Annotated in this window: 18 protein-coding genes and 1 pseudogene; 6 read left to right on the top strand and 13 right to left on the bottom strand. The window is 61.5% G+C overall.

Annotation, left to right across the window (positions count from 1 at the left end; translation table 11 throughout):
* Nucleotide 1: 1 nt before the first annotated feature.
* From IB234_RS15620 to IB234_RS15610, 3 genes are read right to left on the bottom strand one after another with little or no spacing between them, the layout of a single operon-like run.
* Entirely contained in the window at nt 2–706 is a 705-nt protein-coding gene (locus tag IB234_RS15620; protein WP_192319483.1) for a copper resistance protein B, read from the bottom strand.
* Nucleotides 693–2,360: a copper resistance system multicopper oxidase gene (locus IB234_RS15615; RefSeq protein WP_192319481.1), complete on the bottom strand. Its 1,668-nt coding sequence runs from the start codon at nt 2,358–2,360 to the stop codon at nt 693–695. The genes IB234_RS15620 and IB234_RS15615 overlap by 14 nt, the downstream gene beginning before the upstream one ends.
* Nucleotides 2,357–2,881 (bottom strand): plastocyanin/azurin family copper-binding protein, encoded by a 525-nt coding sequence (locus IB234_RS15610; RefSeq protein WP_192319479.1) that lies wholly within the window; start codon nt 2,879–2,881, stop codon nt 2,357–2,359. Before IB234_RS15610 ends, IB234_RS15615 begins: the two co-directional genes overlap by 4 nt.
* Before the next feature lie 145 nt (nt 2,882–3,026).
* Here IB234_RS15610 and IB234_RS15605 point away from each other — a divergent pair, with 145 nt between their 5' ends.
* From IB234_RS15605 to IB234_RS15595, 3 genes and pseudogenes are all read left to right on the top strand, one after another.
* Nucleotides 3,027–3,704: a heavy metal response regulator transcription factor gene (locus tag IB234_RS15605; RefSeq protein ID WP_192319476.1), complete on the top strand. Its 678-nt coding sequence runs from the start codon at nt 3,027–3,029 to the stop codon at nt 3,702–3,704.
* A complete protein-coding gene (locus IB234_RS15600) occupies nt 3,704–5,026 on the top strand; it encodes a heavy metal sensor histidine kinase (protein ID WP_192319474.1) in 1,323 nt (440 codons plus the stop codon). Before IB234_RS15605 ends, IB234_RS15600 begins: the two co-directional genes overlap by 1 nt.
* Nucleotides 5,027–5,192: 166 nt before the next feature.
* Nucleotides 5,193–5,905, top strand: a pseudogene (locus IB234_RS15595) (tRNA (adenine(22)-N(1))-methyltransferase).
* 279 nt (nt 5,906–6,184) lie between these two features.
* On the opposite strand, the gene IB234_RS15590 reads toward IB234_RS15595, so the two are convergent.
* The 10 genes from IB234_RS15590 to IB234_RS15545 form a co-directional block, all read right to left on the bottom strand.
* Nucleotides 6,185–7,036: an SDR family oxidoreductase gene (locus IB234_RS15590; RefSeq protein ID WP_192319472.1), complete on the bottom strand. Its 852-nt coding sequence runs from the start codon at nt 7,034–7,036 to the stop codon at nt 6,185–6,187.
* A gap of 15 nt (nt 7,037–7,051) precedes the next feature.
* Entirely contained in the window at nt 7,052–8,098 is a 1,047-nt protein-coding gene (dmpG, locus tag IB234_RS15585; protein ID WP_192319470.1) for a 4-hydroxy-2-oxovalerate aldolase, read from the bottom strand.
* Nucleotides 8,099–8,109: 11 nt separating this feature from the next.
* Nucleotides 8,110–9,066: an acetaldehyde dehydrogenase (acetylating) gene (locus IB234_RS15580; protein WP_192319468.1), complete on the bottom strand. Its 957-nt coding sequence runs from the start codon at nt 9,064–9,066 to the stop codon at nt 8,110–8,112.
* A 22-nt stretch (nt 9,067–9,088) separates the two neighbouring features.
* Nucleotides 9,089–9,880, bottom strand: coding sequence for a 2-keto-4-pentenoate hydratase (locus tag IB234_RS15575; RefSeq protein WP_192319466.1), 792 nt, complete (start codon nt 9,878–9,880; stop codon nt 9,089–9,091).
* Nucleotides 9,877–11,622, bottom strand: coding sequence for a bifunctional 3-(3-hydroxy-phenyl)propionate/3-hydroxycinnamic acid hydroxylase (locus IB234_RS15570; protein WP_192319464.1), 1,746 nt, complete (start codon nt 11,620–11,622; stop codon nt 9,877–9,879). Before IB234_RS15570 ends, IB234_RS15575 begins: the two co-directional genes overlap by 4 nt.
* Before the next feature lie 8 nt (nt 11,623–11,630).
* The gene (locus IB234_RS15565; protein ID WP_192319462.1) at nt 11,631–12,614 is read right to left on the bottom strand and encodes a VOC family protein; all 984 of its coding nucleotides are present in this window, start codon (nt 12,612–12,614) and stop codon (nt 11,631–11,633) included.
* Between the two features lie 15 nt (nt 12,615–12,629).
* Nucleotides 12,630–13,499, bottom strand: coding sequence for an alpha/beta fold hydrolase (locus IB234_RS15560; protein ID WP_192319460.1), 870 nt, complete (start codon nt 13,497–13,499; stop codon nt 12,630–12,632).
* Between the two features lie 188 nt (nt 13,500–13,687).
* Nucleotides 13,688–15,052 carry a DUF1329 domain-containing protein gene (locus IB234_RS15555; RefSeq protein ID WP_192319458.1) on the bottom strand — a complete coding sequence of 455 codons (1,365 nt, stop codon included), beginning with the start codon at nt 15,050–15,052 and terminating at the stop codon, nt 13,688–13,690.
* A gap of 14 nt (nt 15,053–15,066) precedes the next feature.
* Nucleotides 15,067–16,923 carry a DUF1302 domain-containing protein gene (locus IB234_RS15550; protein ID WP_192319455.1) on the bottom strand — a complete coding sequence of 619 codons (1,857 nt, stop codon included), beginning with the start codon at nt 16,921–16,923 and terminating at the stop codon, nt 15,067–15,069.
* Nucleotides 16,924–17,167: 244 nt separating this feature from the next.
* Complete coding sequence (locus IB234_RS15545) at nt 17,168–17,776, bottom strand: TetR/AcrR family transcriptional regulator (RefSeq protein WP_192319453.1); 609 nt, start codon at nt 17,774–17,776, stop codon at nt 17,168–17,170.
* A 298-nt stretch (nt 17,777–18,074) separates the two neighbouring features.
* On the opposite strand from IB234_RS15545, the gene IB234_RS15540 reads away from it, so the two are divergent.
* The 3 genes from IB234_RS15540 to IB234_RS15530 all read left to right on the top strand — a co-directional run bounded on the left by IB234_RS15540 (nt 18,075) and on the right by IB234_RS15530 (nt 21,413).
* On the top strand, nt 18,075–19,145 hold the full coding sequence (locus IB234_RS15540; protein WP_192319451.1) for an amidohydrolase family protein: 1,071 nt from the start codon (nt 18,075–18,077) through the stop codon (nt 19,143–19,145).
* Nucleotides 19,146–19,180: 35 nt separating this feature from the next.
* A complete protein-coding gene (locus IB234_RS15535) occupies nt 19,181–20,377 on the top strand; it encodes an amidohydrolase family protein (protein ID WP_192319449.1) in 1,197 nt (398 codons plus the stop codon).
* Nucleotides 20,378–20,609: 232 nt separating this feature from the next.
* The gene (locus tag IB234_RS15530; protein WP_192319447.1) at nt 20,610–21,413 is read left to right on the top strand and encodes an acyl-CoA thioesterase; all 804 of its coding nucleotides are present in this window, start codon (nt 20,610–20,612) and stop codon (nt 21,411–21,413) included.
* Nucleotides 21,414–21,436 lie beyond the last annotated feature (23 nt).

Here is a 21,436-nt window from a genome sequence, read left to right as displayed (position 1 = left end):
CTCAGAGCCAGAAACGCAGACCGACTACCCAGGCACCCTCCTCGTCATGCTCACCCTCGTCACGTAGCCAGTCGCCGCTGCGGCCATAGGTCTTCTCCCAGACATAGCCGACATAGGGCGAAAACTGCGGGCTGACTCGGTAATGCAGACGCAACCCGGCTTCCAGCGTGCTGCCACCGGCACCGATGCCCAGGTCGCGGTCATCGTCCAGGGCCAGGTCGTATTCCAGATTGGGCTCCAACACCCAGCGCTGGGTCAGCAGCAACTCGTATTCAGCCTCGACGCGCAGCGAGGCATCGCCGCGTTCGCTGAGGAACAGGTTGGCGTCCAGTTCGATCCACTGCGGCGCCAGGCCCTTGAGGCCGAGCACCGCATAACTGCGCGCGGGCCCTGGCTGGTCGTCGTGGCGCAGGCCGACCTGCCAGTCGAAGAATTCGCTAGCCATGCGCCGATAGAGCAGTTGGGTCTCGCTCGACTCGGTCGACCCACCCTCGCTGCGCTCACCGCTGCTTTTCAGCACCGCCTTGTGCAGGTCGTTGCCGTAAGTCGCCTCCAGCTCCCAGGCCAGGGCCTGGTCGTCACCATCGAAGCGCTGCTCCAGGTGGTCGACGGCCAGCTTGGCCACCGGCATGGCGTCCATGTGTTGTTCCATGGCCAGCGCCGGAGTGCTCAGCAGCAGGCCTAGCGCCATATTAATGGTGCGCATGTTCGCTCTCCTTCTTGGCAGCTGGCTGCGGCTCGTAGAACGGCTGAGTACTACCGTCCGCTGCCTCCACCACGATCTTGCGGAACATGCCGCTGGCCATGTGGTAGATCAGGTGGCAGTGGAAGGCCCACTCGCCCATGGCGTCCACCGGCACGTCCACTTCCAGGCTCTGCCCCGGCGCGACGTTGACCACGTGTTTGAGCGGGTTGAAGCGGCCGTTGCCCTTGTCCAGCTGCATCCACATTCCGTGTAGGTGCATGGGGTGGTTCATCATGGTCTGGTTGACGAAGCGAAAGCGCACCCGCTCGCCGTACTTGAGGCGGATTGGCTCGGCCTCGGAGTACTTCACGCCGTCGAACGACCAGAAGTAGCGCTCCATGTTGCCGGTCAGCTTCATCTCGATGGTACGGTCCGGCGCGCGGTAGCCGGCGGCCGGGCGCATGGCCTTGAGATCGCCGTAGACCAGCACGCGTCCGCCATCGACCGGTTCGGGAGCCACGCCGCTGCCTGCGGCATAGTCCGGGTTGCCGGCAGGCGCCATGGCTGAGTGATCCATCCCGGCCATCTGCGAATGATCCATGCCCGCCATAGACCCATGGTCCATGCCAGCCATATCGTGGCTCATGCCCATATCGGTCATGCTCAGCAGGCGTGGAGCGCGCAGCGGCGGTGCTTCGGCACGCATACCATTACGCGGCGCCAGGGTAGCCAGGGCCTGGCCACGGCGGTCCATGGACTCGGCGACCAGAGCGTAGGCCTTGTCTTCCTTGGGCTGGACGATCACGTCGTAGGTCTCGGCCACCGCCAGACGCAGCTGGTCGACCACCACCGGCTGCACGTCGTTGCCGTCGGCCTGCACCACGGTCAGCGGCAGGCCGGGGATGCGCAAGTCGAAGTAGCTCATGCCCGAGCCGTTGATGATGCGCATGCGCACCCGCTCACCCGGCTTGAACAGCGCCGTCCAGTTCTGCTCGGCGTCACGGCCGTTGATCAGGAAGCGGAAGCCGCCGACATCGGCGATATCGGTCTTGGCCATGCGCATGTTGCCCCAGTCCCAGCGGTCCTTGACCGTGGCTCCCAGGCCATCGCGGGCCACGTCGCGGAAGAAGTCGCCGAGGGTCTGTTGCTGGTCGTTGTAGTAGTCGGCCTGCTTCTTCAGGTTGGCCAGGGTGCGCTCGGGCTTCTCGTCCTGCCAGTCGAACAGCAGCACGGTGTACTCGCGGTCGTAGCGATACGGCTCGCGGCCCTTGGGCTCGATGATCAGCGGACCGTACAGGCCCTCCTGCTCCTGGAAGTCGGCATGGGCGTGGTACCAGTAGGTGCCGGACTGATTGAGGGTGAAGCGGTAGGTGAAGGTCTCACCCGGCGCGATGCCGGGGAAGCTGATACCCGGCACACCATCCTGGGTGTAGGGCAGGATGATCCCGTGCCAGTGCAGCGCGGTCATGCGCTCCAGCTTGTTGGTGACGGCGATCTCAACTTCCTCGCCTTCCTGAAAGCGCAGCTCCGGCGCCGGACTCTGGCCGTTGATGGTCAGCGCCGGGCGGCTGCCATCGCTGAAGCGCACCTCGCCCTCGTCGATCACCAGCTCATAGCGCCCGGCCTGGGCGCCCAGGCTCAGGCCCAGCAGCGCGCAGAACAGCAGGCGCCTCACGGCTGCACGTCCAGCTTGCCGACCATGCCGGCCTGGTAATGCCCCGGCAGATTGCAGGCGAACTCCAGGCCGGTGGCCTTGGCGAAGGTCCAGGTCAGCTCGGCGCTCTTGCCGGCGGGAATCATCACGGTATTGGGGTCGTCATGGCTCATCTGGCCGTGGTCCATGCCCGCCATGTCATGGCCCATTTTCGAGTGATCCATGGCCTGGATGCCGTTCTCACCGAGCATGCCCATCTGCTGCATCATCAGCATCTGCTTCTGGTGCTCGGCATGCTGGGCGGCGTCACCCAGGCTGAATTCGTGGAGCAGGCTGCCCTCGTTCTTCAGCACGAAGCGCACCGTCTCGCCGGCCTTGACCTGTACCGAGGCTGGCTCGTAGTACATGTCACCGAGGGTGACCTCGACAGTACGCTCGGCCTTGGCCGCATCAGCCGGCTGACCGAAGGCAAAATGGCCGCCATCGGCCAGGGCCGGCAGGCTGAAAGCGCAGAACAGCGGCAGGAACAAACGTGCGGACATGGGGCAAACTCCATCGTGGTGGTGTCGCCACTCTAGGGTGCCGCCGCTGGCGCTAAGCTGACGCGAAGATTACATCTCTGTCAGCTTCGCCCCGCCCGCCCCCGGCTGGCGTATAAAGCCGACTGCCAATGCCATGAGTCCCGCAATGAAGCTGCTGATAGTCGAAGACGAACCCAAGACCGGCCAGTACCTGCGCCAAGGCCTGGCCGAGGCCGGCTTCGCCGTAGAGCTGGCCCAGGACGGCCTGAGTGGCGAGCACCTGGCACTGACCGGCGACTTCGACCTGCTAATCCTCGACGTGATGCTACCTGGCCGCGACGGCTGGCAGATCCTCGCCAACCTGCGAGCAGCGGGCCTCGGCGTGCCGGTGCTGTTCCTTACCGCCAGAGACGCGGTTGAAGACCGGGTACGCGGCCTGGAGGCCGGCGCCGACGATTACCTGGTCAAGCCCTTCGCCTTCACCGAGCTGCTGGCGCGGGTGCGCACGCTGCTGCGCCGTGGCTCCAGCACACCGCAGGAACACCAGCTGCAGCTGGCCGACCTGTCCCTCGACCTGCTGCGCCGCCGCGCCGAACGAGCCGGCCAGCGCATCGAGCTGACCGCCAAGGAGTTCGCCCTGCTGGAGCTGCTGTTGCGCCGCCAGGGCGAGGTGCTGCCCAAGTCGCTGATCGCTTCGCAGGTGTGGGACATGAATTTCGACAGCGACACCAACGTCATCGAGGTGGCCATCCGCCGCCTGCGCACCAAGGTCGACGAGGGCTTCGCCGCGCCGCTGATCCACACGGTGCGCGGCATGGGCTACGTGCTGGAAGCGCGCACCTGATGTCCCTCGCCAACCGCATGGCCTTGCTGTTCGCCGCCTGCGCCGCTGCCGTGGCGCTGGTCGCTGGCGCCCTGTTCACCCGCGCCAGCGAGGCGCACTTCGTCGAGCTGGATCGCCATCAGCTGCAGGGCAAGCTGGCGGTGTTCGCCGAACTGCTGCAGGGCGTGACGGACACCGAGAGCCTGGCCGCGCACCGCCCACAGCTGGAGCAGGAGCTGCAGCGCCACCCCGAACTGGCCCTGCGCATCCAGGGCGCGGACGGCCAGCAATGGTTCACCAGCCAGCCGCTGCTCGCCCATTTGCCGCAGGGCAACGCGCAGATCGGCCGCTGGCAGCACCAGGGCACCGACTTTCGCGTGGTGGAAGAGCAGCTGGACGGCGGACTGCGCCTCAGTCTGCTGCTGGATATCACCCACCACCAGCACTTCCTGGCCCGGATGCAGCGGCTGATCTGGCTCTGCGTAGGTCTCTCGGCCCTGGCCACAGCACTGCTCGGTGCCTGGGTCGCCCGCCGTGGCCTGCGTCCGCTGCGGCAGATGACCGCGGTGGCAAGACAGGTTTCGGCGCAGTCGCTGACCGCACGCCTGCCGCTGGAAGGCATCCCTGCCGAGCTGCGTGAGCTGGGCGAAGCCTTCAACGCCATGCTGGCGCGCCTGGAGGACGCCTTCGCTCGCCTCTCGGCCTTCTCCGCCGATATCGCCCACGAGCTGCGCACACCCCTGTCCAACCTGCTGACCCAGACCCAGGTCACCCTCGGCCAGCCGCGCGAGCTGGCGGAGTACCGCGAGGCCCTGCACTCCAACCTGGAGGAGCTGCAGCACCTGGCGCAGATGGTCGGTGACATGCTCCTGCTGGCCAAGGCCGACAACGGCCTGCTGCAGACCCGCCGCGAGCCGCTGCTGCTGCAGACCGAGTTGAGTGCCCTGGCCGACTACTTCGCGCCGCTGGCCGAAGATGCCGGCGTGAACATCCGCGCCGAGGCCGAAGGCACACTGACGGCAGACCGTCTGCTACTGCGCCGCGCCCTGTCCAACTTGATCGACAATGCCCTGCGCTTCACCCCAGCCGGTGGCGAGCTGCGCCTGAGTGCCACGCCAACGCGCATCGAGGTGGCCAACCAGGGCGCGGAAATCCCCGTCGAGCTGCGCGAGCGCCTGTTCGACCGCTTCTACCGCGCCGACCCGGCACGCCGCGAGGGTGGCGCCGAGCACGCCGGCCTGGGCCTGGCCATTGCCCGCTCCATCGTCCAGGCCCATGGCGGCAGTCTCCGCTGCGAGTCGGCGAATGGCTGGACGCGCTTTATTCTGGAGTTTCCCACCTAGGTAAAGCCCCTATCACCGGAAATCACTGTGGGACACTCCTGGAGCCATAGGTGCAAGCCAAGCCCTGACACTGGTCGCAGAAAGTTGCCATGCACGCAGCTGCTCGACAAAATCGCGCGCCGTTCCGGCCCAACGTGCCGGTCGACCATAGTGAAAGGTGCTGCAGTTGAACGAACAGAGATTGTCCGAGCGCCTGGAACGCGTGGCCGCGCATGTGCCGGCAGGTGCACGACTGGCCGATATCGGCTCGGATCATGGCTACCTGCTCGTGGCATTGATCAAGCGTGGCGTCATCACGGCGGCAGTGGCCGGCGAGGTGGCTATAACCCCGTTTCACTCGGCGCAACGGACCGTGCACGAAAATGGCCTGAGCCAGAGAGTCAGCGTCCGCATGGCCAATGGACTGGCAGCGATTGAGCCAGAAGACGGGATCACCGCGATCAGCCTCTGCGGCATGGGCGGCGAGACGATCCGCGACATCCTCGACCGCGACAATGCGCGCCTGAACGGCAAGGAGCGCCTGATCCTGCAGCCCAACGGCGGTGAGCAGCCCCTGCGCCACTGGCTGATGGCTACCGCATCCTCAGCGAGGAAGTACTACGGGAAAACCGCTTCAACTACGAAATCATCGTCGCCGAGCGCACCGGGCCGGTGCTGTATACCGCCCAGGAGCTGTACTTCGGTCCACTGCAATTGCAGGAGCGTAGCTCGGCATTTCTGGCCAAGTGGCAACGCCTGTTGCGCCTGAAGCAGCGAACTCTGGCCCACTTCGCCCGAGCGCGGCAGGCCGTGCCCGAGGAGAAAGTGCAAGAGCTCACACAACAGGCCAGGTGGATCAGCGAACTACTTGCTCAAGGAAGCGAGACGCCTAAGGGCTGATGCACCGCACGGTGCGTTTCCGACATATGTGCGAGCAGCGCGCCGCCAGCACAGCCTGAAGGTGTCTTCTATGGCCTTCAAAATGACGCACAGCGGTCGGTGGCAACGGGCAGAAAGCGGCCAAAAGCAGCCCTTCGAAAAACTGCATCAAAGCCCACAAGCAACGGGGTAGCAGGCTGAAGCCTGCTACCCCGTTGCTTGGAAGCTCTCGAGATTGTGCTGATCCCAATGAGCGACTCCGAACTAGCTGTTCGAAAAAAGTCTTGAGGAGACTGCTCACTATGCCCTGCTTACCCAACCTTCGCTTCGGCTCCAAAGCTCCGCGGCGAGGACTGGATCGCAGGCAGTCGGCGATGGCTGTTCTTCCTTGCTATCGGCGTAGTAACGCCCGGTCTGATCAGCCACTCCTGGATCGGTTGCGCAGTACAGCGTCGTCGCGGCTCCGTCCTCTTCACTGCGCATGAAACGCTTGATAATCCAGGCCAGCGACGAAGGTAGTGCTCGCCATACATCCGTTGCCACCACGCCAGGATGCACCGCGTAGGTCGTAATGCCAGTCCCATCCAGGCGACGAGCCAGTTCCTTGGTGTGAAGCAGGTTGGCCAGCTTAGCCGCCGCGTACTCCGGTAGGGCTGCACGGCTACGGGTTGGTTGCTGTACCAAGTCGAAATCGATTCCTTTGGCATGCCGATGCGCCTTGCTGGAGAGCATGACGATACGTGCGGGGACCGACTCGACAAGCCGCTCCTTCAGCAATTCGACCAGCAGAAAGTGCCCCATATAGCAGGTGCCGAAAGCCAGCTCAAAACCGGAAGTGGTGATGCCGCGCTGTCCCGCCAGGCCCGCATTGCCGATCAACAGGTGAAGATGCAGGCCGCGCTTGAGGAAAGCATCGGCACAGCGGCGAACAGAGCCGAGATCGCCCAAGTCGAGCGGCAAGAACTCGGCCTGGGCGGTGCCGTCACTGAGTTGCTGGATTTCTTCCAGTACAGGCCGTGTGCGCGCCTCCGAGCGGCAAGCCAGGAACACCCGATATCCCTGTAGCGCCAGTTTACGAGCAGTGACCCGCCCGATACCGGAGTTGGCGCCGGTCACCAGAGCGACCTTTCCATTTGGTTGAACACGTGGCATCGGGCAGCTCCTATCTCAAGTTGGCAGTGCTTGCAGTTGTCCCTGCTGCTTGAGCAGATCCAAGGCGACATCGACGATCATGTCCTCCTGGCCTCCAACCATACGACGTTTTCCTAGCTCGACCAGGATGTCGAGAGTCTTCAGACCGTACTTGGTAGCAGCGACTTCAGCGTGACGTAGGAAGCTGGAGTACACCCCTGCGTAACCAAGACCAAGGGTTTCGCGGTCGACCCGCACCGGACGATCCTGTAGGGGACGAACGATGTCATCGGCGGCATCCATCAGGGCGTAGAGGTCTGTACCGTGGTTCCAGCCCAGGCGTTCGGCGGCAGCGATGAACACCTCCAACGGTGCGTTGCCGGCACCGGCGCCCATACCGGAGAGACTGGCGTCGATACGATCACAACCTTCTTCCACCGCGACGATGGAGTTCGCCACGCCAAGGCTGAGATTGTGGTGCGCATGCATACCGGTCTGCGTCTCCGGCTTAAGCACTGCCTTGAAGGCACGCATGCGATCGCGGATATCGCCCATGTTCATCGCACCACCGGAGTCAGCCATGTAGATGCAGGTAGCACCGTAGCTCTCCATCAGCTTGCCTTGGCATGCTAGTTCTTCGGCCGGCACCATATGGCTCATCATCAAGAAGCCAACAGCCTCCATGCCCAGCTCTCGGGCATATTCGATGTGCTGTTTAGACACATCTGCCTCAGTGCAGTGGGTGGCCACGCGCACGATGCGTGCACCTGCTTCATAGGCGTTCTTCAGATCGTGCACCGTGCCGATGCCGGGTAGCAGCAAGGTGGCGATCTTGGCGTGGCTGATCTCGCTGGCCACTGCCTCGATGTATTCGAGATCCGTATGGCGGCCGAAACCGTAGTTGAAGGAGGATCCCTGAAGGCCATCTCCATGGGCCACTTCGATGGAGTCCACCTTTGCCTGATCTAGTGTTCGTGCAATGGCGCGCACAATCCCTAGACCGTACTGGTGGCGAATGGCGTGGCTGCCATCGCGCAGAGTGACATCGGAGATGTACAGCTTTTTGCTTGGGTCGAAAGTCATCTGCTTGCTCCTCAGCCGTTGAGCATCGCGTTGTTGAGGATCGACTGCGCCATGCGCTCGGCGGTAGCCAGCGCGGCGGAGGTCATGATGTCGAGGTTGCCGGCGTATGCAGGCAAGTAGTGGGCTGCGCCTTCGACTTCCAGGAATACCGAGGTTTTCAGGCCCCTGAATGAGCCATGGCCGGGAATGTTCAGCGGAGCAGAATCAGGGATGACGTCGAATTGCACCTTCTGTTTCAGCCGGTAGCCGGGCACGTAGGCCTGCACCGCAGCAGCCATCTCCTCAATACTCGCTTCGACCTTGGCCTGGTCGGCCGCTTCGGAGAGCACGAACACTGTGTCGCGCATCATCAGCGGCGGCTCGGCCGGGTTCATGATGATGATCGCCTTGCCCTTGGTCGCACCACCGATCACTTCGATGGCTTTCGAAGTGGTCTCGGTAAACTCGTCAATATTGGCGCGGGTGCCAGGGCCGGCAGATTTGCTGGCGATGGATGCGATGATCTCGGCGTAATGAACCTTGGCCACTCGCGAGACTGCCGCCACCATCGGGATGGTAGCCTGGCCGCCGCAGGTGACCATGTTGACGTTAAGCTGGTCGAGGTTCTGCTCCAGGTTGACCACCGGCACGCAATACGGGCCAATGGCCGCCGGTGTCAGGTCGATCAGGCGGATCCCCGGCTTCACACCACGCAAGAAACCGGAGTTCCAGATATGCGCGCCGGCGCTGGTGGCGTCGAAGACGAAGTCGATCTCGTCGAAGACCGGGAGGCGGCTCAACCCCTCGACCCCCTCATGGGTGGTGGCAATACCCAGACGCTGTGCGCGAGCCAGCCCGTCGGAAGCCGGATCGATGCCGACCATGGCACCCATTTCCAGGTGCTGTGCATTGCGCATCACCTTGATCATCAGGTCGGTGCCGATGTTGCCGGAGCCGACGATGGCGACTTTGAGTTTCTTGCTGCTCATTCTGATTCTCCAGGCCGGCGGCTCAATGGAAGTGGCAGCCGACTTCGCCCAGGCGAGTCAGGCGCAGATGCAGGTGGTCGCCAGGGGCGACCTGAGTCATGGGGCCGAGGGCGCCGGACAGCAACACATCGCCGGCCACCAGCGGGCGGCCGAACTCGGCGATGGTGCGGGCCAACCACAGGCAGGCATCCAGCGGGTTGCCCAGGCAGGCGGCGCCGAGACCGATGGCGACCTGACTGCGGTTCTTCTCCAGCAGCATGCCCTCCAGGCGCAGATCCAGTGCCGACAAACGAGTGGGCTGCTTACCTAGCACGTAGAGTGCGGAGGAAGCGTTGTCGGCCACCGTGTCAGCAAGGGTGATCTTCCAGTCGACGATGGCGGAGTCGACTATTTCGATAGCCGGCAACAGGTACTCCACCGCGCTCATCAGCTCGGCCAGCGTAGTGTCGGCGCTGGGCAGGTCGCGACCCAGGACGAAGGCGATCTCGCCCTCGGCCTTGGGCTGGATCAGGCGACTGCAGTCGACGCTTTCACCATCGGCGATCTCCATGTCGGCGAACAGCATGCCGAAGTCCGGTTGGTCGACGCCCAGCTGTTGCTGCACAGCGCTGGAGGTCAGGCCGACCTTGCTCCCGACGAGGCGACGGCCCTGTTCCAGAGCGCGTCGGGTATTGATCTCCTGCACAGCGTAGGCCTCGGTCAGCGTGCTGATACCGAAGGTCGCCGAGATCTGCGCGCAGGGCTCTCGTAGCTGGCGCGCCTGGGTCAATGCATCGGCGGCCTGTTCCAGTTTCTTCAGGGCGTCGTGGCTCATGCGCTTTTCCTCATGTCGGCAACATTCGTCTGGCTGGCAGCCAGGTTTGGCTGCCAGCCCAGCTGGCGCTTGAGCTCGCTCAGTGCAGTGTTCAGTTGCTCGGCAGGTACCAGAGCGAAGACAAACTTGTCCGGGCGCACCACCGCGACCAGGTTGCTGCCGCGCCCTGCACGCTTGAACCAGCGCACCAGATCCTCAGCGGGCTCTTCGACCTCGACCAGGCCGGCAGGGCTGAAGCGCTGCACTTCCATGCCCTGAGGGCGACCGCCGAAGGGGAACAGGGTGACGTAGCGGGTATCCAGCGCCGACAGAAACTGTTGGTGCTCTGCGGATATAGCTACCCGCGGATTGTTCTCCAGACCAAGCAGGGCGAAGCCTTCACCCAGCACTTCGTCGAGCGGCACACGCTTACCCTTGAACGTGCGCACTTCCGGTTGGGGCAGCAGCTTGCCCGCAACGTCCCGACGCCCGCTTCGTGGCAGCCCCAGGTAAGAACCTGGTTTATAGGTTGGGGTGGGTTTGAAACCGCCCTCGCGCAGCCACTTGCCCAATACCGGCGTGGCATTCAAGGCTTTGACAGTGAAGTTACGCAGAGCCGTCTTGAACGGGTTCGACATGGAAACGAAGTCTTTCATCTGCACCGAGATGTCGATCATCGCCTTGGCATGGTGGTAGCGCTCGCTGCCATAGGTGTCGAGCAGTTGCTCGGCGGCTTTGCCACGCAGCACGGCCTCCAGCTTCCAGGCCAGGTTGTAGGCGTCACGCACACCGGAGCTCATGCCCTGGCCCATGAACTGCGGGGTCATGTGTGCGGCGTCGCCGGCCAACAGCACGCGGCCCTTGCGCCACTCGCGGGCGACCAGGGCGTTGAAGGTGTAGACCAACTTACGCTTGACCTCGAACTTGTCCGGATCGACGTAACGACTCAGCAGTTGGCGCACCGTGGCCGGGTCTTCCATGTACTCCTTGGTCTGCCCGGGCATCAGCATGAACTCGAAGCGGTGGAAGCGCCCCGGTTGCGGGCAGCTGACCACTGGGCAGTCCGGATCGCAGATGAAGTTGAAGTAGGGAATATGGCGCAGCGCGTCCTCGCCTTCCTTCATATCCAGATCGACTACCAGCCAGGGCTCAGGGAAGTTCTTACCGTCCATGCCGATGCCGAGCTTCTCACGCACCGTGCTGCGGCCGCCGTCGGCACCGACCAGATAGCGGGCCGTGACTGTGGCCGGCGCCAGGTCAACTTCGAGGTCGATGCGGCTGCCGTCACCATCGCCGAAGCGACAGTTCTGCGTGGCCTGGTGAGTGAGGGTTACCAGTTCGCCATCTTGTTGGAAATCAACCAGCTCACGGCCGCGCACTACCTGCACCGACGGATAGCGGGACAGCATGTCGCTGAGCTTGGTCTCCAGCCAGGGCTGGTAGAGGAAGTTGATCACAGGCCAGCCGAAGCTGCGCTTGAGCTGCCAGTAGCGGCCGATCACCCGGCCGTCCGGGAAGGTCCACTGGGCGGGGGTATCGATCTGCATGTCGGTGGCCAGTTCGGCGGCGACGCCGGCAGCCTGCATCACGCGCATGCACTCGTCGTCGGTGTAGACCGCGCGGGCGTTCCCGTAGAACACCGGCTCGCGCTCAAGTACCAGTACTGAGAGACCGCGTTTGCCTAGTAGGTGAGCCAGCGTGGCACCAGTTGGGCCGAGGCCGGCGATGACGACGTCGAAGATTGCAGAGTTGTGTGTAGTCATGGCAGTTCCTACAGCGGGGAGTACTCGGCACGGCGCAGCGAGCGCAGGCCTTGGCCGAAATTGCCCAGGTTGGTTTTGAGCTTGTTCCAGGTACCAAGCTTCTGTGGCTTGTGGCCCCACAGGCTGATGCCCTGGTAGGTCGTGACTTGCCAGCAGGCTTCGTCGACTTCCAGGGCGTTCCAGCCCAGCTCCAGTTCGAAGCCAGAGGGCGTGAGTACGTAGAACGACTGCTCGCGGTCGTTGGGGTGCTCACCAATTTCGTGAGCCATCTCGAAGCCCAGTTGGCGGCAGCGCAGGAAGGCATCGGTCAGCCCGCCGACCGAGGTGGTCAGCAGGTTCATGTGCTGGGCCTTGGTGCGAATCGGGTCGAGGGCGAGGCCACGCACCTGGGCGATGGCGATTGAGTGGTGGCGCGGGTTAACGCGGAAAAACTCGATATCGACGGTCACGCCAGCCAGTTGCTCAACGATGGTGTCGCTCTGCCGAGCATCGAAGATTTCCTGCCAGAAACGGCGCATGTCCTTGCCGCGGCGACTGGTGATCGCCAGGTGGCCCATGCCAGCTTCACCGGTTATGAAGCCCTCACTGAGCATGCTCAGCGGCTCGTCAGTGGTCAGCGGCTCAATGAACAGCTCGATGGCCATGCGTTTGGGGCCGATGACACGCCAGAAGCGCACTACGCCTCGCTCTGCTGCTTCCGCTGCGCTGCTTTCATGGACAGCAATTCCACGGGTCTTAAGCCGCTGCAGAACGATGTCCAGAGTGGCTTGGTCGCCCAGATGCCAACCAATGGCAGCGAAGTCTTCCGCTGGGCCGCTTTTAACCACGATGCGGCGTTGGTGCTGGTCCATGCGGAAAGCCAGCAGCTGACTATCCACATGCTGCAGGTGTAGACCGATACCGTCCTGCAGCAGGGCCTGCCAACGCTCGAGCTGATTCGACTCGATAACGACATAGCCCATGCTACTGGCGCCGAAGATGTCCTGTTTCATAGGTACTCCGCGTGCTCAGGCCGGGGTGTGACAGGCAAGGAAGCCGGCGGTGACGGCGTTAAATTCGCTAGCACGCTCCCACTGCACCCAGTGCCCGGTTTTGCTGAACAGGTACAGGTCGCAGTTAGGCATACGTTGGCGCAGTGTCTCGCCACCGCTGGGACGATTCACCTTGTCGTCCGCGCCCCACAACACCAGGGTCGGCACCTGGCACTGATCGAGGCGCGCGTCGCGGGTGAAGTCCATGCGCAGGGCAGCCTTCAGTCCCGGCGGACGACGCAGCGGCGGAGCGGCGACCACTTCGGGGTCGATGCTGGAGCGGTAGCGCTCCGCGATCATCGCGTCGGTAACCAGGCTGCCGTCGTAGACCAGGTAATCGCGGATGAAGCGCGTGATCTTCGCCAGCGTCGGGCCTTCACCGTTGTAGTAATCGAGCAGTTGATTCAGCCCCTTGGTGGGCAGACTGCGCGTGGTGTTGATTCCCCCTGGGCCCATCAGCACCAGAGCAGAGACCCGCGAAGGAGCCTCCAGCGCCATGCGTAACGCACAGGCACCGCCGAGAGAGTTGCCAACCACATGGGCCGACTTGATCTGCAGAGCATCCAGCAGACCGAGCATGCTCTGGGCCAGGTCGCCAAAAGAGTCGCTGCGGTCCAGGCCCTTGGTCGATTGACCATATCCAGGCATATCCACCACCAGCACACGGAACTGCTTGGCCAGTGCCTCGATGTTGCGCGAGTAGTTGGACATGCCCGATGCGCCTGCGCCGCCACCGTGCAGCATCAGCAGGGGGTGTCCCTGGCCGACTTCGCTGAGGAAGATCTGCCGCCGGCCGACGCTGACGTGGCGGGATGTGAGACCTGGCATGGCTACGTTGTTGTTCATGTGCGCTCCAGAAACACCTGCTTGTTGTTGTGAGGGTCAATCTACAGCTGCTCATAAATGAACACAAGTGTTCATTTGATGACTGTGTTGATCTTCCTCGCGGGTGCGAGGTCCGATGAACTCAAAAAAGCCGCCCAGTAGGGCGGCGAGGGTCTAGGGCGGAACGCCTTCGACTGGAGTAACCGGGGTCAGCGAATTCCTGCGTTGCGCAGAGCAGCTGGGGTGTACTCGGAGGAAAGCGAAGAGAAGCCGAACTCAACCGGGTCCTTCTCCTCGTTACGCATGCCGGAAACGATGTAGCGGCCGTTGATCAGGTCATACAGGGCTTCAGCCCCCAACCACGGCACCTGTACGTCGTACAGCGGTGTCAGATGCCCCTCAGCTGCACGCCACAGCGTGCCACGCGAGTCATAGTGATCTGCGAGGGAGATCTGCCAGGAGTCCTCGTCAATGAAGAACACGCGCTTGGCATAGATATGGCGCTCACCCTGTTTCAAGGTGCCCTCGACCTGCCATACACGGTGCAACTCATATCGGGTGTGAGCAGGGTTCAGGTGGCCAGGTTGGACGATGTCGGTGTACTTCAGCGTCGGCGAGTCCAGCTTGAAGCTGTTGTAAGGGATGTAGATCTCGCGCTTCCCAACCAACTTCCAGTCGTAGCGGTCAGGCGCTCCGTTGTACATGTCCAGGTTGTCGGCGACACGCTGCCCCTCGGAGGCTGGATATGGCCCGTCGTAGGAGATTTGTGGAGCACGGCGCACACGACGCTGGCCTGCGTTGTAGATCCAGGCCATACGCGGCTCTTTAACCTGGTTCAGGGTCTCGTGTACGAGCACTACGTCACCCGCCTGGCGCGCCGGGGCCGTGACTAGCTGCTTGTAGTAGAACAACACATTGCCGGGGCTGGCCGGATTGAAGTCCTTGATGCGGTCACGGAAGGTGAACTGCTGCTTGAAGTACACCGGTACGAACTTCCCACTAGCCAAGGGCGTGGCCTGCACATGGGTACGCTTGGCACTACCGCCGCGGTAGCGGGTGATGTGGTTCCACAGCGCCTCCAAGCCGTTCTGAGGAATCGGGAATGGAATAGCAGTGGAGAAGCCCTCCAGACCATTGCCGCCTTCAACCAGCTTGGCCTTGGTCGCGTTCTCCTGGGCTGCCTTGTAAACGGCATCTGGCAGGCTGGCACTGCGATGGCTCGGATAAACCGGGATCTGGTAAGTCGGATAGCGCTTGAGCATCGCCTGCTGACCAGGGCTCAGCTTGTCTTGGTACTGACCCGCGTTCTGCGAGGTGATGGTGAACAACGGCTGTTCGTTGGCGAAGGGGTTGCTGAGGAATCCTTCGGAACTGAGGGTTCCGGAGTTTTTGGGCAAACCACCGGTCCACGCGGGAATGCTGCCATCGGCGTTCCCGTTCATTTCAGCGCCGATGGGGGTGAGGCTGGAACCAAGCTGTTTGGCCTGATCGGGGCTTACTGCCGCCAAGGCAGCGTGGTTGGCAAGGGTGCAAGCAAGGGCGAGTGAGCACGCCGAGAGTATTTTGTTGTTCATCCTGGTGACTCCAATTAGAACGACACGGCGAAACTCAGAGCGACGTAGTCGCGATCGGCCATCGCGTTGTAGTCGCCGCCGAAGTAGTCGGTGTAGGCAAGGCTGGCGGTATAGGTATTGAGGTAGACGGCATCCAGCCCCAGGCTGATGGCCTTGGAGCCTTCGTTGAAGCCTGGCTCCGGGCCGTAGCCGTTGACGTCGTGAGACCAGGCCAGGCTGGGCTTGAGCTCGATGCCATCGATCAGGTTGCTGTACTCCCAGATCGCACGAACTCGGTAGCCCCAGGAGGTGCTGGTGGTGAAGCCGTCGTCGGTGCAGTACTGCGGGGTCTTGGTATTGATCTGGTTGGTGCAGATGCTGTTGTCAGCCAGCTCACCCATCCCGAAGGTGGTACTCCGGCCATAGCGCAGCCCGTCGCCACCCATACCGCTGATATGGGTCACACCTGCTTCGCCAACCAGAGTGAGCCGGTCTGCGCCCATGACCTGGTCGAAGAAGTGAGTAGCGGTGGCCTGGGCCTGGGTCAGCTCTTTGCGCTGATAGCCCTTGAACATGGTGCTGTTGGCACTGGTGAAGTAGCCCGACGACAGAACTGGGGAAGCGTTAGGGTCACCGAACGTTGCAGCGATGATGTCTACCGAGTTGATCTGGATAGGCATGTTCGGGCGGTAGCTGATCTCGCCAGAGAGAGTGGTGCCAGTTGGCAGGCTGGTACTGAAGCTCAGGCCATACAGCTGGATGTCTTCCGGGTAGTCGGCGAAGTACTGCGACGTGCCCAAGCGGTAGGCCTGAGCGAGCGCCTGGCCTTGAGGACTACCAATGACCGCGTTGCACATTGCCGGAACACCAATGCCGAGATTGGCGCAGAGCTCGCTGGCGAAGCCCAGATCCGCCATATGCGGACTGCTGATCCCGCTGATGTAAGGCATGCGGCTGTGGTAATTCATGAAGTAGGCGGCAAACTCGCTGTTCAGCTCTGGAGCAAACCAGCGCAGCGCCGTACCCCACTGGCCGTCATCGCGAGCATCGTTGTCACCTGCGCGCGCAACGCGGATTCCCTCGCTGGTCAGGTCAATGCCAAAAGGCGACAACGCCGCTTGAGCCAGGGCGTTCTGATCCAGCACCGGTCCCGCGACCAGCCCAGTGCAGCCATCGGCAATAGCATCGTTGGGCGCAAAGAAAGTGCCGCAATTATCGATGACGGTCTGATCCCACTCCAGCTGGTAGAACATCTCGGCGGTGAGGTTGTCCGTGAGGTTCTGCGACAGGTAGAACATGTTGACCGGAATCAGCCCCTCCTTGAGCTCGGAGCCGGGACGGCGCAGGGCAGCAACATCGACCGGGTTGATGCTGTTGATACCGCCCTGGATGAAGGTGCTCTCGCCCCAACTGACCACCTGCTTGCCGAGGCGTACCGTGCCCGGCAGATCGGCGATGGTGTAGTTGTGGTAGGCGAAGGCGTCGAGCAGCTGCACACCACTGGATTGAGCGCCCGTCTTGCGTCCGTGGTCGTCGATATCCTTGAACGGACGGCTCTCATCCTTCAGCTCGAAGTCGTACCAGTACTTGCCGCGCAGGAACACACCACTCTCGCCATAGCTCAGTTGCAGGTCGTGGATGCCCTTGAAGATCTTGGAGAAGGTCTCACGTTTCTCGAAGTTGCGCCGACCATCATCGGTAACGCTGCTACCCAGTAGGTCTGGAGAGGGATTTCTGAGCGCCCAACTGGCGCCGACTGAGAGAGTTGAATCCAGCTGGCCATCGATCTCGCCAATGGAGAAGTCGATGGCCTGGGCCGACGCGGAAAACAGAGTTGCAAGGCTGATGGCACTGGCGAGCCGGGCAGGCCGCCATTGGGGTTGCTTAAGCATCTTCACTACCTCTTGTTGTTCTTGTGTTGCGACGCAGGCCCTTTTTTCGGGGACGAGCCGGCCCGTACAGGTCATCGAGAGCTCGATGAATTCCGTATTTCTGGAAGTGGTGGGTATTTCGCCCTGCGTACTAGCGGGCGTTTGATCAGCAAAAGTGCCTGACTGGCCTAACCTGCTTGTTCACTTTTTTCAGGCAATAAGCTCCTCCTGCGCATCACATGGTGCGCTTTGCAGAACCGGGTTATCAGTCGTCTAGAGTCGGTAACTCTGGGAGCGGAGCAGTGGCAAATGCTCGAGCTTCATCAGCTGGAACACCCAACCCCCGCAGGACAAACTCAGCGGTATCAGCGCCGGCATCGCGCCACGTCTTATGCCCTTGCAGGACGAGACTGATAGCCGACAGAACCGCTCCGGCGATCAGGCCAATGGCGGACAAGAGCTGGTCCTGGCGGAAGCTGTAGCGCTGACTGGTAAGGCCTTCCAGCACGTCTCTCACAGGCGGGCCATCCCACAGAGCCTGCATCGATACATGCGAGGCTCCATAGCGAAGTAGGAAGCTACCCCAGTTGTGCTCCTCATGGGCTCTACGGACATAGAAGCGAATGCCGTTGGACAGCCGCTGCGCCGGATCTAGGCCAGGGGCTGCGCTTTTTCCAACGCGCTCGTTCATCTCGGAAGCCAGCTCAGTGGCTACCGTCTCGAACAACGTATCGATGGATTCGAGATTCTTGTAGATGGTGTTACGCGCCAGTCCTGCCTTCTGGGCCAGCTCGCTGACGTTTACGTCCACAAGCTCCTTCTGGGCAAACAGCTGGAGGGCGGCTTCGTGGATGCGCTTTTGAATGATGCTCACGGATTTAGACCTTCGAAACGTCGAATGCGCACAAGTGAACACCTCTGCTCACGATAAATCAACAATGAGATCGTCTATTTTTTAGTCTGCGGCCACCAAGAAATATCATCTAACACGTCTAAAACAAGCATTTCAGCGATTTATCGTTGCACCTTAATCAGGCTGAAGCACGGAATGCATGCGATTTCATGCATGAATCACCCTTGACCTCGGTGAGCACTACTGCTCACTATGGATCGTATGTGTTAGCGGTGGGTCGCTGGCCGACTCGAACTCCATGCTCGTCAAGGTAACTCTCATGGCTATCAAGCAAGGGCGCATAGACGTCCACCACCATGTAATCCCCCCTGCCTTCGTCGCAACCATGCAATCCAAGGGCATTGAGAAGGTCGCGGGCGCACCGCTGCCTAAATGGACGCCCGAAAAATCCATTGCCGTGATGGATGCCAACGGCATTCAAACTGCAATCACATCGCTCTCTGCACCTGGTGTTCACTTCGGTGATGGAGCAGCACAGGCTGTCCAGCTGGCCAGACGCTGTAACGAGTTCTCTGCCGGAATGGTTGCTCAGTATCCCGGCCGCTTCGGCTTCTTCGCAGTGCTACCAATGCCCTTCACTGCACAGGCGTGCAGCGAAGCTATCTACGCCCTGGATGTGCTGAAGGCCGATGGTGTGGTTCTGTTGGGTAGCACCGATGGCCACTTCCTCGGCGACCCGCTTTTCGATGAGCTGATGAGCGAGCTGGATCGCCGCCGTGCGGTGGTTTTTGTGCATCCCAACCTGCATGAGACCAGCGTGAACATCGGCCTCAACATGCCGGGCTTCCTTATCGAGTTCCTCTGCGATACCACACGTGCCGCGATCAACCTGATCCTGACCGGGACTCAGGAGAAATACCCCAATACCCGCTGGATATTGGCCCACGCCGGTGGGTTCCTGCCGTTCGTTGCAGGCCGGCTGAGCACGGTGAATATTCCCGATCTGCAGCGCCACGCCCCCCAGGGAGTGCAGCACTACATCAAGCGTTTCTACTTCGACACGGCGCTATCTCCGTCGCGCTACTCAATGGTTGCGCTGAAGGAACTGGTCGATCCTTCGCACATTCTGTTCGGCAGCGATTTCCCGTTTGCACCGGCTCCCGCCACGGCAGTGCAGTGCCGCACGCTGGATGAGTCCGACCTGTTCCACGAACCGACCAAGTACGGCATAGCCAGAGGCCATGCCCTGAGCCTCTTCCCTCAGTACCGCCACTCCGACGAGGTTGTCGCTGCTCTCCCAATCTTCGAGAGCGAGTCCGTGGCTGGACGACTGCGGCGAGCAATGACCAAGCCTATGTCATCAATGGTCGAGTCCATGCGAAACCGCTGATCTACGCGGTTTAAGTACAAGAACAAGAGGTGGTCATGAAACGTCGTACATTCGTCGTGGGCGCTGGCGCGCTCGTGGGTGCAGGGGTGCTGGCATCGAATATGAAAAGCGAACCAGAAAAGAACTTCGTGAGTCACGTTGATCCCGCTGCAGACGCAGCAGCCATAGCTGCAGTTGAGAGGTCCGGCGTGATCGATATTCACCGCCATGTCGTTCCACCTGCAATGCGGGACCTGCTCGCGCGCCGCAACTTAACGTCCCTGGCTGGGATTGAACTGCCCGACTGGTCTCCTGAGTTGTTTATCGCAACCATGCAAGCCGAGGGCGTGCAGACGGCAATCACCTCTGCAGTTCTACCCGGTATTCAGGTTGGCGAATCTGAGCTGACAGCGTTCTCTCGCGGCAGTAACGAGTTCTCACGAGAGCTTGCCGATCGTAATAGGGGGCGGGTCGGCTTCTTCGCTCACCTGCCGTTGCCGTACACCGAGCAAGCGTGTGCCGAAGCCATCTATGCGCTCGACACCTTGAAGGCAGACGGTGTGGTCCTGATGGCCAGCAACGACGGTAAGTTCCTGGGTGATCCACAGTTCGAAGAGCTGATGCACGAACTGAACGAGCGCAACGCCATTGTTTTCATACACCCGAATGTACCGGCGAATGATCCCCTAGGTCTGAGCACTCCGCTGAGCGTGGTGGAGTACCCCTGCGATATTACGCGAGCGGGACTGAACCTCATCCTGTCGGGCACGATGGAGCGCTTCCACAAGATTCGCTGGATTCTTGCTCACGCCGGGGGCTTCTTACCCTACGTCGCTTGGCGGGTGTCCCTGGCCAACACCATGGTCGAGTATGGGGACACGGCGACACAGGGGGTGCTGACTTACCTGCGGCGCTTCTACCTGGACACTGCCACATCTGTTTCGCGTTCATCGATGGCCACGTTGCGTGAGCTGGTCGAGCCAACCCGGCTGCTGTTCGGTACCGATGCGCCATTTGCCTCGGGCCCTCAAGGCCAGAAACAGATCAAGGAGCTGGTCGATTCCGACTTCTGGAGCGCAGGCGAGGCTTCCCGTATCGAACGTGGCAATGCACTTAGCCTGTTCCCCAGCTACAAGCTGCCAGATGAAGCTGTTGCTGCACTGCCCGCGTTCGAGCAGGAGTCGCTCATCAGTGAGACCACACGGCAGGTACTATCGCCACTTCGCTCACTTGCTCAAAAGCTGAGGGAGTAACAAGTAACGTCCGCTATTGGCCAGAAAAGCTCGGACACCCTAGCAACAACACATCAATGCGGTTGGGCAGGATGACAAGCTGGACTGGGCCTGCTGAGCCAGATCTTCGGTGACGTTCTGCTTGCGCGGGCGCTGGCCATGCCCGATGCACATGACCGACTATTGCGCAGCTTACTCTCTGCACTAGAAACCCAACTTCTGAATCCTCATACAGACAGACGAGAAACCTGATATGTCACTGCATTCGTTGGATGCCGCCATCGCACTGAACTCTGTGCAGGAGGGCCTGCTACGCGGCCATTTCGGCGGTAGCTATGCCAACATGGTGGGGCCATTCGGCGGCATTATTGCCGCAACCTTGCTCAACGGCGTTTTGACCAATCCAGAATGCCTGGGGCAGCCAGTTGCAATGACGGTGAATTTCGCCGGTGTTGTCGCTGATGCCGAGTTTGATGTGACAGTGCAACTCGCACGTGCAACCCGAACAACGCAGCACTGGGTGTTAGCGCTAAACCAGCAAGGAAAGACAGCGGTGACCGCGACGGTGATGACTGCGCAGCGCCCGGAGGCTGGCTGGCAGGCGACAGAGCTGGTCATGCCCAAGGTGCCTGCAGCGAGTCAGGTCTCACGTCTGGACACGCAGATGTATCCGGGGTGGGCCAAGAACTACGCACTCCACATCATTGATGGTGGTCTGCAGCCCGGTAGCGAGCCCTTAGGGGCAACAACCCGCCTTTGGGTACGCGATGAGCCGCCTCGCCTGCTGGATTTCTTGTCTTTGATGGCGATCAGTGATGTCTTCTTTCCGCGAGTATTCGTGCGTCGTCAGCAGATGATGCCGGCAGGCACAGTGTCTCTGACCACTTATTTCCACGCGGACACCGAGTCACTGGCACGCCAGGGGAATCGAGCCCTGCTGGGCGTGGCACGCGCCAACCGATTCCATCATGGCTTTTTCGACCAATCGGCGGAACTGTGGGGGGCTGATGGTGAGCTATTGGTGACCACTCATCAAATGGTCTATTTCAAGGGCTGAATGTGGGGCAATTGTTGTCTTCA

Source organism: Pseudomonas sp. PDM16 (genome assembly GCF_014851865.1).
Lineage (GTDB): Bacteria > Pseudomonadota > Gammaproteobacteria > Pseudomonadales > Pseudomonadaceae > Aquipseudomonas.
This window is presented reverse-complemented; position numbering and strand designations above follow the sequence as displayed.

What these genes read in the sequence shown, in the direction of transcription:
- IB234_RS15535 (WP_192319449.1), top strand. Translation starts at nt 19,181, where the DNA reads ATGAAACGTCGTACATTCGTCGTGGGCGCTGGCGCGCTCGTGGGTGCA.
- IB234_RS15540 (WP_192319451.1), top strand. Translation starts at nt 18,075, where the DNA reads ATGGCTATCAAGCAAGGGCGCATAGACGTCCACCACCATGTAATCCCC.
- IB234_RS15600 (WP_192319474.1), top strand. Translation starts at nt 3,704, where the DNA reads ATGTCCCTCGCCAACCGCATGGCCTTGCTGTTCGCCGCCTGCGCCGCT.
- IB234_RS15530 (WP_192319447.1), top strand. Translation starts at nt 20,610, where the DNA reads ATGTCACTGCATTCGTTGGATGCCGCCATCGCACTGAACTCTGTGCAG.
- IB234_RS15550 (WP_192319455.1), bottom strand. Translation starts at nt 16,923, where the DNA reads ATGCTTAAGCAACCCCAATGGCGGCCTGCCCGGCTCGCCAGTGCCATC.
- IB234_RS15575 (WP_192319466.1), bottom strand. Translation starts at nt 9,880, where the DNA reads ATGAGCCACGACGCCCTGAAGAAACTGGAACAGGCCGCCGATGCATTG.
- IB234_RS15610 (WP_192319479.1), bottom strand. Translation starts at nt 2,881, where the DNA reads ATGTCCGCACGTTTGTTCCTGCCGCTGTTCTGCGCTTTCAGCCTGCCG.
- IB234_RS15555 (WP_192319458.1), bottom strand. Translation starts at nt 15,052, where the DNA reads ATGAACAACAAAATACTCTCGGCGTGCTCACTCGCCCTTGCTTGCACC.
- IB234_RS15565 (WP_192319462.1), bottom strand. Translation starts at nt 12,614, where the DNA reads ATGAAACAGGACATCTTCGGCGCCAGTAGCATGGGCTATGTCGTTATC.
- dmpG (WP_192319470.1), bottom strand. Translation starts at nt 8,098, where the DNA reads ATGACTTTCGACCCAAGCAAAAAGCTGTACATCTCCGATGTCACTCTG.
- IB234_RS15605 (WP_192319476.1), top strand. Translation starts at nt 3,027, where the DNA reads ATGAAGCTGCTGATAGTCGAAGACGAACCCAAGACCGGCCAGTACCTG.
- IB234_RS15620 (WP_192319483.1), bottom strand. Translation starts at nt 706, where the DNA reads ATGCGCACCATTAATATGGCGCTAGGCCTGCTGCTGAGCACTCCGGCG.
- IB234_RS15580 (WP_192319468.1), bottom strand. Translation starts at nt 9,066, where the DNA reads ATGAGCAGCAAGAAACTCAAAGTCGCCATCGTCGGCTCCGGCAACATC.
- IB234_RS15560 (WP_192319460.1), bottom strand. Translation starts at nt 13,499, where the DNA reads ATGAACAACAACGTAGCCATGCCAGGTCTCACATCCCGCCACGTCAGC.
- IB234_RS15590 (WP_192319472.1), bottom strand. Translation starts at nt 7,036, where the DNA reads ATGCCACGTGTTCAACCAAATGGAAAGGTCGCTCTGGTGACCGGCGCC.
- IB234_RS15570 (WP_192319464.1), bottom strand. Translation starts at nt 11,622, where the DNA reads ATGACTACACACAACTCTGCAATCTTCGACGTCGTCATCGCCGGCCTC.